Consider the following 15946-nt stretch of genomic DNA (forward strand, 5'->3'; position numbering starts at 1 on the left):
TGTTATTGGGGTGCCAGCCAGCTGCTTGCGGCTGGCTGGGTAGGTGTGGCATAATCATTCGGTAACCTTTGGCGGTTGAAACTTAAGCCGTGCAGCTTACTTTGCCCGCCGCAAGCAAGCGGCTGGCTAGTTGATTTAGCAAAGGCCACACCCATTTGCCTACCATTTGCGTACCCTATTTCTATGCTGATATCTGAGGTTGATACGAATGCCCTATCCGTGGCGACTGATACGGCGCGCCCCCCGCGCCACTACTTACCTGAGGAGTTTTACGTCACCGATTGGGCGACACTAGAGCCTTTCTTTCAGGAACTACAAACCCGCAATTTACCCGATGCCGCCGTTCTAGAACAGTGGCTACTCGACCGCTCGGAGCTTGAAGCCGTGCTGAGTGAAGACCTAGCGTGGCGCTACATCCGCATGACCTGCGACACCCAGGACGAGAGCCACGCCGAGGCGTTTCAGTTTTTTGTGCAGGAAATCGAGCCGCAGGTAGCGCCCTACGACCATGCCCTCAACGAAAAGCTACTGGCTGCCCCCAGCTTAAACGAGCTGGATGAAGCGCGTTACGGCGTATTCCTGCGCTCGGTACGCCGGGCGTCGGAGATTTACCGCGAAGAAAATATTGCGCTGAAAACCGAAATCTCGACCAAGCAGCAGCAGTACGCCGCTACCGTGGGCGCCATGACGGTAACCCTTGATGGCGAGGAGCTAACGCTGCCCCGCGCCGCCGACCGCCTCAAGAGCCTATCGCGCCCCGTGCGCGAGCAGGCGTGGCGGGCCATCCAGGCGCGGCGGCTGCAAGACAGCCAGCCGCTCGACCAGCTCTTTACCGAACTGGTGCAGTTGCGCCACCAGGTAGCGCTAAATGCAGGCTTCGGAAACTTTCGTGACTACATGTTTGCCGCGCTTGGGCGCTTCGACTACACCCCAGAGGACACGTTTAATTTCCACTCAGCCATTCGGGAAACGGTGGTGCCGCTCATTGATGAGTTTGATGAGGCCCGCCGCCACGACCTGTCGCTGCCCGAACTGAGGCCCTGGGACCTCGACGTAGACCCCAGCGGCAAGCCGCCCCTGCAGCCGTTCCAAACCGGCGAGGAACTGCTGGAGAAAACCATCACGGTTTTTCAGCGCCTCGACCCCTTCCTAGGGCAGTGCCTAAGCACCATGCGCCACATGGGCCACCTCGACCTAGAGTCGCGCAAGGGCAAGGCGCCAGGCGGCTACAACTACCCGCTGGACGAAACGGGGGTGCCGTTTATTTTTATGAACGCCACCTCGTCGCTGCGCGACGTGGTAACGATGCTGCACGAAGGTGGGCACGCGGTGCACTCCTTTCTCACGCGCCGCTTGCCCTTGTCGGCCGACAAGCACCCACCGAGTGAGGTGGCCGAGCTTGCTTCGATGAGCATGGAGCTAATGAGCATGGACCACTGGGATGTCTTCTTCGACGACCCTGCCGAGCTGCGCCGCGCCAAGAAAACGCACCTAGAGAGCGTGTTAGAAACCTTTCCGTGGGTGGCCACCATCGACAAGTTTCAGCACTGGATATACGAGAATCCCGCCCACACCGAGGCGCAACGCCACCAGCGCTGGACCCATATTTTCCAGGAGTTTAACCAGCGCACCGTAAGCTGGCGCGGCCTCGAAAACTTCCGCCCCTACCTGTGGCAGAAGCAGCTGCACCTCTACGAAGTGCCGTTCTACTACATCGAGTACGCATTGGCACAGCTTGGGGCTATTGCCGTGTGGCGCAACTTCCGGCAAGACCCGGCCGCGGCGCTGGCTGGCTACCAGCGGGCCTTGGCCCTAGGGTATACCCGACCCATTGGGGAGGTGTACGCCGCAGCCGGTATCCGCTTCGATTTCAGTACCGAATACCTGACGCAGCTCGCTGACTTTGTGCGTGACGAGATGGCAGCGCTGTAAAGTGAACGCTTCTTGCCAACTGCACATAAAAAAGCCCGGCAACAAACCGGGCTTTTTTGTGTGCGCCTAGGGCGGCGGCGACCAGTAATTTTGGCAAATGATGCTTACAATTCCCGTTATCAACCGCTCGCGGCATTCGCTACCCGAGTACCAAACGGCGCACGCGGCCGGCCTCGACTTGCGCGCCGACCTGCCCAACGGCCCCATTACCCTAGGGCCGCTAGAGCGGCAATTAATATCCACTGGCCTGAGCTTGGCCCTGCCCGTGGGCTACGAGGCACAGGTGCGGCCACGCAGTGGCCTGGCCTACAAGCACGGCATTGGCATCGTCAACAGCCCCGGCACTATCGATGCCGACTATCGGGGTGAGATTAAGGTGCTGCTGGTCAACCTATCCAATGAACCATTTGTGGTGCAGGATGGGGAGCGGATTGCACAGCTGGTAGTGGCGCGGCATGAAACCATCTCCTGGCAGCCCGTCGAGCAGCTCAGCGAAACCGAGCGTGGTGCAGGCGGCTACGGCAGCACTGGTAAGTAATAGAAAGTGCCTAGTGCTTAGATATGAAGTACTAAGCACTAGGCACTTTCTACATAAGCACTACTAATGATGAGCCGCGTGGCGGTTCTGCTGCTGGCCGATAATCTGGAGGTTACCACCAGCCGAAATGAGCTTTTGGCTTAGCTCGCGCAGTTTGTCGCCCACACCACCGAAGGCGTGCAGGTTGAGGGCTGCTTTGCCGGTGAGGTTACCAAGTTGGTAAAACGACTTGGCCATGGCCGAGGCATCGCCGCTGCCAATAGCCCGGTTGAGCACATCAAGCTCCTGAGCGATGGGGCGCAGGGCGGGGTCGTTGCTGCTCTGCAGCGAGTTGAGCCAATTACCAACCTGGCTCTGGCCGGCACTGGCGTCTTGGGTGAAGCCGGCGCTGGTAGCGGCAAACAGGCTTTGGATGCTGGATTCGATTTCAGAAATGTAGTTCATACAAGCAAAGTACGGGACGGAAAAGCTAACGCGGAAGGTGGGGCAGCAGTTTTCGCCGCAACTTTGCACGCATTGGTAAGTTGACCCTAGGATACGTATGAAGCTTGTTACGCTTTCCGACATTGAGCAGGCCCGGCAGCGTCTGCAAGGCCTGGCCCGGCGCACCCCCCTGCTACCCTTTGAGGTGGCCGAGCTGCCTGGCGAACAGGTTTTTTTGAAGCCAGAAAGCTTACAGCCCATCGGCTCATTCAAAATCAGGGGGGCGGGCAACCGCATCATGGCCCTGACGGCCGAGGAGCGGGCGCGGGGCGTGCTGGCCTACAGCAGCGGCAACCACGCCCAAGGGGTGGCCTACGCCGCCCGCCAGCTTGGCCTGAAGGCAACCATTATCATGCCCACCAATGCGCCGCAGGTCAAAATAGCGGCTACGCGGCACCTAGGAGCCGAGGTACTGCTCTACGACCCTGCCCATGAAAAGCGCGAGGCCGTGGCCGCCCGGCTGCTGGCCAATGCTGCCCACCCGCCCGTACTGGTGCCTCCCTTCGACGATGCCTATGTAATAGCCGGCCAAGGCACCGTAGGGTTGGAAATACTAGAAGACCTGCCCGCCGTAGAGCTGGTGCTGGCCCCCGTGGGTGGCGGTGGCTTGCTAGGTGGCGTAGCTGCGGCGCTCAAACTCCTGAAGCCTAGTGTGAAAATTATTGGTGTCGAGCCCGAGCTGGCGGCCGACGCTCAGGCGTCATTCCGCCAGGGGCAAGTGGTAGAGTGGGCCGCTGCCGACACCAACCGAACCTTAGCCGACGGGGTGCGTACCCTGGCCCTGAGCGAGCTTACCCTGGCACACCTGCGCCAATACGCCGACGACGTAGTGACCGTGAGCGAGGCCGAATTGCGCGCCGCTGCCCGCCGCCTGCTACTCGAAGCCCGGCTGGTAGTAGAGCCCACGGCCGCGCTGCCGCTGGCGGCCATACTGCGCCACCGTGCTAGCCTGCCGCCCAGCCGGCATACGGTGCTCATTCTCAGTGGTGGCAACGTAGACCCGGCCGTATTGGCTGAGCTACTGCTGCACTAAATAGTGCACGCCAGTAGCATCCTACTGGGTTCGGGCGTTTCTTTGCGGCGAAACGATTCTGACCAAAACAAGTATCTGTCGAAGACAAACCTTCTTTCACTCCTTCTCTCCCTCCAATGAAAATCATCGTCCCGATGGCTGGCATGGGCAAGCGGATGCGTCCGCACACGCTCACTGTACCCAAACCCCTGATTCCGATTGCCGGCAAACCCATTGTGCAGCGCCTTGTAGAAGATATTGCCCGCGTGTGCGGCGAGGCCGTAGAGGAGGTGGCGTTCATTATCGGCCGCTTTGGTGCCGAAGTAGAAAAAAGCCTAATTAAAATCGCCGAATCGGTAGGAGCAAAGGGCACTATTTACTACCAAGACGAGCCCCTAGGTACCGCCCACGCCATTTTGTGCGCCAAAGACTCGCTGAGCGGTCCGCTGGTGGTAGCGTTTGCTGATACGCTGTTCAAAGCTGACTTTACGCTTGATAGCTCGGTGCCCGGCACCATCTGGGTGCAGAAGGTAGAGGACCCCAAGCCTTTCGGCGTGGTGAAGCTCAACGAGCAAGGCCAGATTACCGACTTCGTAGAAAAGCCCGAAATCTTCGTATCGGACCTCGCCATTATTGGCATCTACTACTTCCAGGACGGCGAGTACCTGCGCAGCGAACTGCAGTACCTGCTCGACAATGACATCAAGGACAAAGGCGAGTACCAACTCACTAACGCCCTCGAGAACATGAAGAACAAGGGCACCATCTTCGTGCCCGGCCAAGTAACCGAGTGGCTCGACTGCGGCAACAAGGATGCTACCGTCTTCACCAACCAGCGCTACCTAGAGTATCTCAAAGAGCGCGGCGAAAACCTGGTGGCCGACTCGGCTATCATCATCAATTCGGTACTTATCGAGCCCGTTTATATTGGTGAAAACGCCGTCATTACCAACTCGGTAGTGGGCCCGCACACGAGCATTGGCAGCAAGAGCAACGTGCGCGATTCGTGCGTGTCGAACTCCATTGTGCAGACGTCGGCCTCGGTACTCAATGCCGTTATTACCGACTCCATGATTGGCAACTTCGCCAGCGTGAGCAGCAAAGCCATCGACCTAAGTGTAGGCGATTATAATGTGTTGAAAGTGTGATTTTTTGACGCAGTCTGACGTTATCGACGACGCGGCCCTCCCGGAGGGTCGCGTCGTTCGTCTTTATTCCCCCGTACTTTCGTGAGGCAGGCCTTAGCCTGCGCGAGAAGAGCTATGCGTCAATTTGTTGTGAGTCTGTTGGTTTTGGGATTGTGTGGTCCGGCAGGCTGGGCGCAGAGCCGGCGTGCGCCGGCCGATAGCGCCGCCGTCATTCGCAAGCCCACCAAGCTCAGCCGCCAGGAAAAGCGCGAGCTGGCGCGCCGGGCTGCTGCTGGCGATGCCCCGCGGCCCGCGGCTCCGGTGCTTTCACCCAAGGACAAGGAGGTAAGCGAAGCTCTTTTTGTGGATGGCGTGAAGTACGTGACGCTCGAAGACTACCCTAAAGCGCTCGACCGCCTGCTGAAAGCCTACGCCCTCAGCCCCGACAACGCGGCTGTCAATTACAAAATAGCCGAAGCTAACTTGCTGAGCGGCAACCTGCGAGATGCTGCTAACTACGCCCGAGCGGCCGTGCAGCTTGAACCTAAGAACGCCTATTATTATCTGCTGCTAGCGCAGGCGCAAGCCAGCCAAAAGCAGTATGATGCCGCTACTGCCACCTACGCTACCCTAGTGCGCGAGGTACCGGGCTCGGGCAACTACCTGTTTCAGCTGGCCGACCTATACCTGGCTCAAAACAAGCTGCCCGAAGCCCTAGGTACCCTTGAGAAAGCGCAGCAGCAGTTTGGAGCGCTGGACGAGATTTCCTTTAAGCGGCAGCAGATATACCTGCGCCAGAATAACTTGCCGCTAGCGCTGAAGGAAGGCGAAAGCCTCATTGCTAACAACCCGACTGAGCCGCGCTACGTGCTGGCTCAGGCCGAGATGTACGCCTCCAACAACCGGCTGCCGGAAGCCATTCGAGTGGCCGAGCAGGCGCTGCGCATCGACCCCGACAACCCACAAGCCCGGCTGATACTGGCCGAGGTATACCGCCAGCAAGACCAGCCCGAAGCCTCGCAAAAGCAGTTGAAGCTCGCCTTCGAGAATCCGTCGCTTGACATCGACCAGCAAGTACGCATTTTGGTGGGCTACCTCAAACAGCTGCCTAATGATAAGCTAAACTCCCTGGTCCTTGACCTAGCTGCTGCCACCGTGCGCAGCCACCCTAAGGAAGCTAAGGCTTACAGCGTGGCCGGCGATGTGCAGACCTTAACCGGCAAAAAGCGCGAAGCCCGCAACACCTACCTCAAGGCCCTGCGCTTCGACAACTCAAAATACCAGCTGTGGCAGCAAGTAGTGCTGCTCGATGCGGAGCTCAACCAGGCCGATTCGCTGCTCGTGCACAGCGACCGCGCACTGGAGCTGTTTCCCAACCAGGCGCAGCTGTGGTTTTTTAATGGGGTAGGGCACTCGCTGAAGCAGCAGCCCAAGCAGGCAGTATCGGCGCTGGAGCATGGCCGCAAGCTGGCCGCTGGCAACGCCGAGCTACAAGCGCAGTTTGATGCTCAGCTCGGCGACGCTTACCACGAGCTAAAAGACAACGCGAAATCGGATGCCGCGTATGAATCGGCCTTGGCAGCGGAGCCCAATAACTACGGGGCTCTCAATAACTACAGCTACTATCTGAGCCTACGCGGCGAGAAGCTGGAGAAAGCCAAGGAAATGTCGGGCCGCACGGTCAAGCAGTTTCCCGACAACGATACCTACCTAGACACCTACGCCTGGATACTGTATAAACTAAAAGACTACGCGGGAGCCCGCACCAGCCTGGAGCACGCGCTTAAGACCACTAAAGATGCCGCTGTCATTGAGCACTATGGCGATGTGCTGTGGCAGCTAGGTCAGCGCTCGCAGGCCATAGCCGAGTGGCAGCGTGCCCGTAAGGCCGGGCCGGGCGCTTCGCCCCTGCTAGACCGCAAAATCAAAGAACAAAAGCTGTATGAATAAATCTGCTATCATGCTGGCCGCCTTGGCGCTAGCTAGCTGCCACCGCGTACCATCGTCGTCGGGCAAGCTCGGACCGGGCACGTCTACGGCCGTGGCGCCCGTGGCTGCCCCAGCCGGGGTGAAAGCTAATAACACAAGTTTTCAGTACCTAAACGGCCGCGGCAAAGTGCATTTCAAGCACAAGGAAGTAGACCAATCGGCTAATTTTAACCTGCGGGTGCGGCGCGATTCGGCCATCTGGCTGTCGGGTTCGTTGCTAGGCATCGAGGGTGTGCGGGCACTGCTCACGCCCGATTCGGTGCGCGTTGTCAACCGTTTGCAAAAGAGCTACTTCGCCGGCGACTATGCTTACCTCAGCCAGTTGCTGAATGTGCCCGTGAGCTACCAGCAGATGCAAGCCATTTTGCTGGGCGACTACCAGCCTGCCCCCACTGGTACCAGCCCCAAGGTGAGCACCGAGGGCGCTAACCAAGCCGTGACCTACCCACAGGCTGCGTTGCTGCTCGAGCAGCTTATAAGCACCGAGTCGGGCCGCTTGCAGCAGTTGAAAGTGAGCGAGAGCGGTGCGCAGCGTAGCCTCACCGTTGCTTACTCCGATTTTCAAAAGCTCGAAGGCACCAACCTGCCTTTTGCCTACACGGCCAATGTAGTTGGCCAGCAGGGCGGGGCCGAAAGCACGTCGGCTACGCTTAGCTTCTCGAAAGTAGAGGTAGGTGCTGGCCACCTCGATTTTCCGTTCAGCATCCCAAAAGGCTTTAAAAAGGAAACTCGTATTAAAAAGTAAGCCTCCTGGCAGGCTGGTGTAAAACTGCCCTCAGAAGCTCGCAAGCGAAGTTTTCTGAGGGCAGTTTTATGCGTGATACCCCTGAGTTACCCTAGGCATATAGGAGGAATACTTGACTAAAAAGGAGGATTAGACAGCTTTTTTCGGCCTGATTCCCTAAGTCCGAGTAGCAGCGTTACCCTGTGCTGCGCGGCTATACCCGCTGCGTATGCGTTATTTTGCAAGGCGGTAGCTGGTGCGCCGTTTGCTTTTGTGACTGCTTCGTTGACAATTTCTAAGTGCTACTACTTGCTTGGGCTGCTGCTGCTACTAGGCACGCTGCCGGCTGCTGCCCAACGCCATCAGCGCGCCAAAACCAGCAAAGCCAAGATGCCGGCTAAAACCCGGACTAAAACGGCTACTCGCACGCAACGTGCAGCGCCGACCCGCCGCTCGCATCAGCGCCAGCGCGCCAAGTCCAAAGAGCAGCTAGAGCGCGAGCGCCAAGCCAACCTGGCGCGCATTCAGGAAGCGGGCAAGGTGCTGACCCAAACCACGCAGAAGAAGGAGGCGACCCTAGGCCAGCTCAATGTTATCAAGGAAAAGCTGACGGTAAAGCAGGGGCAGATTCAGCATATTTCGACGCAGCTGAAAGGCATCGAAACCAACGTGCACCAGACGGCCAAGCAAGTGCTGACCACCCAGCAGCAGCTCGCCAACCTCAAAACTGAATACGCCCGGCTGATGTACGCTGCCTCCAAAACGAGCAGCGGCTTTAACCAGCTCATGTTTTTGTTCGCGGCCGAGTCGTTCAATCAGTTTGTGCTGCGGCTGCGCTACGTGCGGCAGTATACTGAGGAGCGCCAGCGGCAGGCGCAGCGCATCATGGGCACGCAGCAGCAACTGAGTCATCAGCTCGATGGTCTGACGCAGCAGCGCCAGAAGCAAAAGAGTTTATTGACGACCCAGCTGGTCGAAAACCGCAACCTCCTAGGTCTCAAAAATGAGCAAGACGAGGTGGTACAGCAGCTCAGCCAACAAGAGCAGGGCTTGCGGGCCGAGCTAGCGCAGCGTCAGCGTGCCGTGGCCCAGCTCGATGGGCTGATAGCCCAGCGCGTGCGCGAAGAAATAGCCCGCGCGGCCCGGGCGGCCCGCCTAGCTGCTGCGGCCGAGCGCCGCCGGGCTGCTCGCGCTGCAGCCGGCCGTAGTAGTCGCGGTGGGCGGTCAGCTGACGATGCAGATGCCAGCGCCAACCCCGAAAGTGACGCGCCCGAAGAAACCTCGGCCGACCGCCGCGCAAGCCGCGTAGCTCTTACGCCCCAAACGGCCCTGCTGTCGTCAAACTTTGCGGGTAATAAAGGCCGGCTTCCCTGGCCTGTGGCTCGAGGCTTCGTAGCTCAGCATTTTGGGCGGCACGCACACCCAGTGCTCAAGCACGTGGTAGTAGAAAACCGTGGTGTTGACATTCAAACCACTACCAATGAGCCAGTGCGGTCAGTATTTGCTGGGCGAGTGCTAACGGTGGCTCAGGTGCCGGGTATGAATACCATCGTCATGATTCAACACGGTGAGTATTTCACGGTGTATGCTCGGTTGCGCTCGGTAAACGTGCACGAAGGTCAGCAAGTGGACGCTCGCGAAACCATTGGCAGCGCTGCTACCGATGCTGATGGTACTGCCATAGTGCAGTTTCAGGTATGGCGCAACTCTGCTAATCTCAATCCTGAAGGCTGGCTAGGCCACAAGTAAGTTGCGGCGCCAACTCTGGTTGTTTGCGGGCCGCATAGGCGGCAAAAAGGTTGTTGGCCTTGCACTATGCAGTAATCTCAGGCTGTGCTACTAGTTGCTACCAAGCGCTTGCGCAGCTATGCACCTAGGGTGCCAAAGCTCAACTATATTTTGCCTGCGAATAATAGGCGAAATACTAGATGGGCTAGTAGCATTCTTGCCATTGTACAGAAAATGTGCGGTCATAAATAATTACTTCAATCAGGTGTAAATATTTTCGTGACGCCTGCGGTTTCCTGATAAAAATTATATTTCTCAGGTTGGCAGCAAGGGTTTTAAAAGGCTTACTTTGTGTATAACGTCCAGATTAACAAATATTTATATTTTTAGTGTATATCCTACGAGCGTTGGTATATAAAAGTTAGATTGTTAGTTATGGTATTGATGAGCTTATAAGAAAAAAATATTTAAGATTCGCAATATCATTTCGTACTTAACAAAAAATTAATACTGGTACTATAGGGGGAATTTAGAGGAGTTATAAGCTGTGTAGTATGAAAATTGCAACTGCTTATTTATTCGACCCTATTTTATCTAGACCATGGTATGACCAAAAGCGTATATTCTCTGCACCCCAATTAGGGCTCTGCTGCTAAAATCTTAGTATAGGTCAATTGCAACATTATGGTACTCTACGCTCGACGAACTCAAGTAAATCAACTACTACTGTTGATTGTCGATGTCCTGCTCATCTTCGGAGTATTCCGATTAATTAACTATATTCAGCGTAGTGACTGGGATTTCTCCGGAGACTATCCTATGTTCTTCGCCATTTTTGCCCTGCTTTGGTGGATACTAGCCGGGCGGTTTGCTAGCTCTGTGCCGCTTGACCGGCTGGCTACCTACGGCGAGAAATTTTGGTGCCTAGTTCGGACACTCTTGCTACATGCTGTGCTGCTCACTGCTGGGCTGCTGGTGCTGCAAAAGCGCCTATTGCCTATGCGGTATTTGCTACTGCTGTATTGCATGGCGGGCACAGCCGTAGTAGTGGGACGGTTATTCATGACCTTCCTATACCGCACATATCGTTACCGCTTCGCTCGGCCCCATAGCCGCTTTGTGATTGTGGGCACCAGCCGTAGCGGCCGCGAGTTGCACAGCTTCCTGACGGTGCACGACCCACTAGCCAACCAGTGCTTAGGCTTCTTTACCGATACCGATGCTCCCGAGGATGTGAAGCACCTAGTGCGCGGCCGGGTAAGCGAGCTAAAAGACTTTTGCTTACAAGAGCAGGTAGATGAAATCTATTTCGCATTGCCTCTCAACCAAACTGATTTTATTCAGGAGCTTTCCAGCTTTGCAGATGCAAATTTCATTGCGTTTCGTATTGTGCCCGATTTTGAAGGCACGCTGCATGAAGGCGTCAATATGCACTATCACAGTGGTGGGCCTATCCTAACGGTGCGCCGCAATCCCCTAGGTATGCGCCCCAATCAGATAGCTAAACGTCTGTTCGACTTAGCTTTCTCAGGGTTTGTCATCACGACTATCTTCCCAGTAGTGATGCCCATACTGGCTTTGCTGATTAAGCTTGACTCACCCGGCCCTATTTTCTTTAAGCAAATGCGGCCTGGTAAGCGCAACAAACTTTTTCCATGCTACAAGTTGCGGACGATGCGTACTGACCTAGGAGGTACTGAACTGCAGGCTACCAAGGGAGATGCCCGCGTAACTCGTGTAGGCCGCTTCCTGCGTGCATCTAGCCTCGATGAACTGCCACAGTTCTTCAATGTATGGATGGGTCATATGTCAGTGGTAGGTCCGCGCCCCAACATGGTGTCGCAACTGGAAGAATACTCAAAGCACATTAGCACCTACGCGCAGCGTCACGTCGTGACGCCAGGCATCACAGGCTATGCCCAGGTAAACGGCTACCGCGGCGAAACGCGGGCTGAAGGCGCTATGGAAAAGCGCGTGGAATATGACCTGAAATACGTGGAAAACTGGTCGCTGCTACTGGATGTCCAGATTATCGGCAAGACAGTGTGGAACATGATAGCCGGGGAAAAGAACGCGTATTAATAACAAGGCCCCGAATACAGGTAATTTTTATTCTATCATAGTATCTATGCTAGCCAAGCAGACAGTTCTTGACTCAGGTATTTCTACGGGTTCATTTGATGATTTTGTAGAGAAGATTTTGCAACTGGGCGCAGCCCGCAACTCGGCTTATGTGTGCTGTGCCAACGTGCACATGGTAGTAGAAGCGCACCGCGACGTAAGCTTTCGCCAGGTGTTGGATGAGGCTAATCTCGTGACGCCCGACGGTGGCCCAGTGGCCAGCGTGGCTGGGTGGCTAAGCGGGCAACCGCAGGAGCGGGTAGCGGGTATGGACCTGCTGCCCGCCTTGCTCGCCGAAGCTGCGCGTCGGGGGCAGTCGGTATATTTCTACGGAACTACCGATGAGGTATTGCAAGCTATCGTAGACCGGGCTAAGCGCGAGTTGCCCAATCTGCGATTGGTGGGTACCTGCGCACCGCCTTTCCGAACGCTCACGCCTGAAGAAGAAGAAGCACACGTAGCAGCCATTAATGCTGCCGACCCCGACCTCCTATTTGTAGCCCTAGGCTGCCCCCGGCAAGAGCGCTGGATGGCTGCGCACCGCGGCAAGATTAAGGCCTGCATGTTGGGCGTAGGGCAGGCTTTTCTGGTGTATGCCGGCCTAGAGCAGCGCTTGCCAGTATGGGCACGGCGCCTGTGGCTGGAGTGGGCTTATCGCCTATGGCTAGAGCCGCGCCGCTTATGGCGCCGGTACTTAATTACAAATTCCCGCTTTCTCTACCTGATGGCCCGCCGCACGCTTGCGGGGGCCTAGGAGAGAAAGCGGGAATCAGGACTGCTAGCTTGCTGATGCTGGCGGCTAGTGCTTTATTTCGAGGCGCTGAGCCGAAGTAGCACTGCTGCCCAAAACGCGCAGGATATACAAGCCATCTTCCAGCTTGTTGGTGTCGAGCGTGAACTGGTTTTCGCCAGCTACCGCCTTGCGTTGGTAGGTGATAAGCGTATTGCCTTGCAGGTCGGTAATTACGATAGAAACCGTAGACTCTTGAGCCACTTGGGTAGTAAGCATTACCTGGTCACGGGCTGGATTAGGATACAGCGCTGGTACAACAGAAGCTTCGGAAGCAACCGGGGCCGACTTAGCGCTGCTTGCAGTGGTGGGCAGTAGCGTGATATCGTCAAAGTGGAGCCACTGGCCCCCATTGGCTTGGGAGTAGATACCAACCTCCAACTGGCCGTTCGTTACGTTAACGCTCGGGATGGTAATCTGTACCCACTCGTTAGGCGAGGTCGGTACGTTTGCGCTAAGGACACTGCCGCCGTAATTCTGAGCTTGTAGTTGGGCTACGCGCTGGCCGCCCGTGCTTTTAACCCAGGCGCTGAGCGTGTAGGTACCGTTGGCCAGACCCGTTACGGTCTGGTAAGTATAAATCTGATAGTTCTCGGGGCGATAGTGCGTACCGTGGTAGGTGCCCGTACGGGCGTTAGGGTACGACTCTGAGTAGCTAGCATATGCTTGGGTAGTGCCGCCAGTCCGCGTGAGCCACTGGCGCGGAGCTACCACGCCTGCGTTATCGTCTTCGAAGCTAAAATTACCAACCGAGTTGGTAGTAACAAGCGACGGTTGCTGCGTGGTTTGCTGAGCGAATTCTACGTCGTCGAAGTAGATGAACTGGTCGCTTTTGGCCTTGGAGTAGAAGCCGATTTCGCACTGCCCGTTGGTGACGCGGATGTTGTTTACGCTCACCTGCACCCAGCTGCCGTTGGTGGCCGTGATGTCGGTGCTGAGCGTGCCAGCCCCGAAGTTCTTGGCCCACAACTGGGCTGCGGGCTGGCCGCCGCTGCTCTTGACCCAGGCGCTGAACGAGTAGGTGCCGTTGGCCAGGCCCGTCAGGGTCTGGTAGGTGTAGACCTCGTAGGCGCCGGTGTTGCGCCAGTGCGTGCCGTGGTAGGTGCCGGAGTGGGCTCCGCCGTAGGCCTCGGTGTAATCGACGCTGGCGGGCGTGCCGTTGCCCACCCACGTGAGCCAGCCAGCGGGCGCGTCTACCTCGGCCCCATCCTGCTCGAAGCTTGGATTTACTACCAACGCACTGCCATTGCTGCTCCCTTGGTTGGAGCCTAGCGAAGGAATTACTACTAGAACCGGAACAGCTGCCGAAGAGGTAGTAGCGCCGCTGTTATCAGTAGCACGAGCTGTGAGCGAGTAAAGGCCAATGAAAGAGGGTGTCCAGTTCAACTGGAAGGGGGCGCTGGTAGCGGTACCTATGCTGGTGGAGCCGTTGAAAAACTCTACCTTGCTAACGGTGCCATCAGCATCAGCAGCTGTAGCGTTGAGGGTGAGCGCTTTACCAAGCACTAGGTTGCTAGTAGCGGCTAGCGTTACAGTTGGTGCCTTATTAGACGTAGTCTGCTGGGTGAATTCTACGTCGTCGAAGTAGATAAACTGGTCGCTTTTGGCCTTGGAGTAGAAGCCGATTTCGCACTGCCCGTTGGTGACGCAGATGTTGTTTACGCTCACCTGCACCCAGCTGCCGTTGGTGGCCGTGATGTCGGTGCTGAGCGTGCCAGCCCCGAAGTTCTTGGCCCACAACTGGGCTGCGGGCTGGCCGCCGCTGCTCTTGACCCAGGCGCTGAACGAGTAGGTGCCGTTGGCCAGGCCCGTCAGGGTCTGGTAGGTGTAGACCTCGTAGGCGCCGGTGTTGCGCCAGTGCGTGCCGTGGTAGGTGCCGGAGTGGGCTCCGCCGTAGGCCTCGGTGTAATCGACGCTGGCGGGCGTGCCGTTGCCCACCCACGTGAGCCAGCCAGCGGGCGCGTCCACCCCGGCTCCGTCCTGCTCGAAGCTCGGGTTGACAACGGTCCCGTTACCGACTGGTACCGTAACTACTGGTGGCGTGGTGCTGTTTACTGGGCCCACGGTCACGCCGGCCTGTTGCAGCTTAGCTTGCCACCGCGTTGCTTCGGCATCCTCAGTAGCCGTTGTGATGGGGTTGGGCAAGTGGACGGTACCCGTGCAGGGGCCGCAAGCGCCTGGGCTCAGGTCGAGGCGGTCAGTATAAGGAAAGTTAGAGTTCCAGCTTACGTAGCCTATCGTATTGTTCTGAATACGGTTGTTGAAGTAAACGCTGGCGGGCTGCTTATAGTAGTTGAAGACCCCTAGGGCTGCCCAGCCTGCATTGAGGCGTTGGCCATTGGGCAGGTAGCCGCTGGTTACAAGCCGGTTGTCGTGGTAATAAATGTCGTGGCCAGCGGCGATGTTCATAGCCGCATTAGCCGTACCCACAAACTGGTTGTTGTCAGCCTCTATATAGCCGGCTGCTTCGGCCAGCGTACTGGCATCGCCATCGGTAGTGAGGCCAGTGCCAGTAAACTTAGCTGACGTAGCCGGGAAAGGGTAGGCACCACGCACAAAGTTGTCGTGTATTCGAATGGAGCTCTGGGCCGTGCCCGACGAATTATAGAGGTTGATGTTGTCCTCTACCAAACTCTCGTTAGCTGTGTTGATTACCTCGTTATACGAAATGTCGATGCCAGGCACACGCGTTACCGTGTTCAGAATCAGAAAGCTGCTGCGTGTGCTACCACCATTCCGCCAGCGCCCGTCAATATTGCGCACTCGGTTATAGCGCACCGTCAAGGTTTGGCCAGACTGGCCCGAGCCGCTCCAGCGGTTCACTACAATGCCGCTGGTTTGGGTAAACGAATTATGCTCAATGGTTAAGCTCTTAGCCCGGTAAGTGTCTAGGAAGCGGCCACGAGCCTGGCCATCGACCGTCGGCGTGAGACCCTGACCAGTGCAGTTACGCACCGTCAGATTAGCACCTTCGCCAGCTCTAATCAAATCACCGGCCCCCGAAAAAGTACAACCTTCCAAAATAACAGGCTCGGAAGTGGCAATGCGAACGCAGGGCGTGCCCGACGATAAGCTCTGATAGTTGCCAGTGTACGTACCTCCTTTAGTGATAACGATGGGGGCCGCATAGCTTACAGCTTGGGCTTGGCCTACAGTGGGTAGGCTCCCTGCTAGCAATGTGATCAAGCTGGCTGATAACCAGGGCTTACCTACGAAATTCAGTCGAGCTAACGCGACTGGCTTAATAGCCAATGATGTCATAGAGAGATGCAGCGTTAATTAAAAATATTTATAAAATCGGAAAGTCTAGTATGGCAAATATAATCACAGCATTCGATTTATAACCTATTGAGTAAGGACGTGATAGAAACCGAATATGAACACTAGCCCTAAATCCTTGTAAAATTCCGAGATTGTCAAGTTGGAATATTACAAAATTCGGGCGCCTCATATATTGGCTTTTTTTTATAATTAAGATTAGGTCTAAGTAATAAATGGTGCC

11 protein-coding genes are annotated in these 15946 nt (G+C 56.5%); 9 read left to right on the top strand and 2 right to left on the bottom strand.

Annotated features, from left to right (window positions below; all coding sequences use genetic code 11):
* The first annotated feature begins 183 nt into the window (after positions 1-183).
* Together JAO77_RS10170 and dut are read left to right on the top strand one after the other, a co-directional pair.
* Positions 184-1932: a M3 family oligoendopeptidase gene (locus tag JAO77_RS10170; protein ID WP_198990236.1), complete on the top strand. Its 1749-nt coding sequence runs from the start codon at positions 184-186 to the stop codon at positions 1930-1932.
* A 97-nt stretch (positions 1933-2029) separates the two neighbouring features.
* The gene (gene dut / locus JAO77_RS10175; protein WP_235998344.1) at positions 2030-2470 is read left to right on the top strand and encodes a dUTP diphosphatase; all 441 of its coding nucleotides are present in this window, start codon (positions 2030-2032) and stop codon (positions 2468-2470) included.
* A 63-nt stretch (positions 2471-2533) separates the two neighbouring features.
* Here dut and JAO77_RS10180 read toward each other — a convergent pair whose 3' ends face one another.
* Positions 2534-2914: a hypothetical protein gene (locus tag JAO77_RS10180; protein WP_198990237.1), complete on the bottom strand. Its 381-nt coding sequence runs from the start codon at positions 2912-2914 to the stop codon at positions 2534-2536.
* A gap of 97 nt (positions 2915-3011) precedes the next feature.
* Here JAO77_RS10180 and JAO77_RS10185 point away from each other — a divergent pair, with 97 nt between their 5' ends.
* From JAO77_RS10185 to JAO77_RS10215, 7 genes are all read left to right on the top strand, one after another.
* On the top strand, positions 3012-3986 hold the full coding sequence (locus JAO77_RS10185; RefSeq protein WP_198990238.1) for a threonine ammonia-lyase: 975 nt from the start codon (positions 3012-3014) through the stop codon (positions 3984-3986).
* 116 nt (positions 3987-4102) lie between these two features.
* Positions 4103-5113 (top strand): sugar phosphate nucleotidyltransferase, encoded by a 1011-nt coding sequence (locus JAO77_RS10190; RefSeq protein ID WP_198990239.1) that lies wholly within the window; start codon positions 4103-4105, stop codon positions 5111-5113.
* A gap of 114 nt (positions 5114-5227) precedes the next feature.
* Complete coding sequence (locus tag JAO77_RS10195; protein WP_198990240.1) at positions 5228-7042, top strand: tetratricopeptide repeat protein; 1815 nt, start codon at positions 5228-5230, stop codon at positions 7040-7042.
* Positions 7035-7826 (top strand): lipoprotein insertase outer membrane protein LolB1, encoded by a 792-nt coding sequence (gene lolB1, locus JAO77_RS10200; RefSeq protein ID WP_198990241.1) that lies wholly within the window; start codon positions 7035-7037, stop codon positions 7824-7826. The genes JAO77_RS10195 and lolB1 overlap by 8 nt, the downstream gene beginning before the upstream one ends.
* 252 nt (positions 7827-8078) lie before the next feature.
* On the top strand, positions 8079-9554 hold the full coding sequence (locus JAO77_RS10205) for a murein hydrolase activator EnvC family protein (protein ID WP_370550033.1): 1476 nt from the start codon (positions 8079-8081) through the stop codon (positions 9552-9554).
* A 708-nt stretch (positions 9555-10262) separates the two neighbouring features.
* Complete coding sequence (locus JAO77_RS10210; protein ID WP_370550094.1) at positions 10263-11615, top strand: exopolysaccharide biosynthesis polyprenyl glycosylphosphotransferase; 1353 nt, start codon at positions 10263-10265, stop codon at positions 11613-11615.
* Between the two features lie 46 nt (positions 11616-11661).
* Entirely contained in the window at positions 11662-12408 is a 747-nt protein-coding gene (locus JAO77_RS10215) for a WecB/TagA/CpsF family glycosyltransferase (RefSeq protein WP_198990243.1), read from the top strand.
* 45 nt (positions 12409-12453) lie between these two features.
* On the opposite strand, the gene JAO77_RS10220 is transcribed toward JAO77_RS10215, so the two are convergent.
* The gene (locus tag JAO77_RS10220) at positions 12454-15465 is read right to left on the bottom strand and encodes a T9SS type A sorting domain-containing protein (protein ID WP_198990244.1); all 3012 of its coding nucleotides are present in this window, start codon (positions 15463-15465) and stop codon (positions 12454-12456) included.
* Between the last annotated feature and the right edge of the window lie 481 nt (positions 15466-15946).

The sequence above is a fragment of the Hymenobacter sp. BT559 genome (genome assembly GCF_016427535.1).
Taxonomy (GTDB): Bacteria; Bacteroidota; Bacteroidia; order Cytophagales; family Hymenobacteraceae; genus Hymenobacter.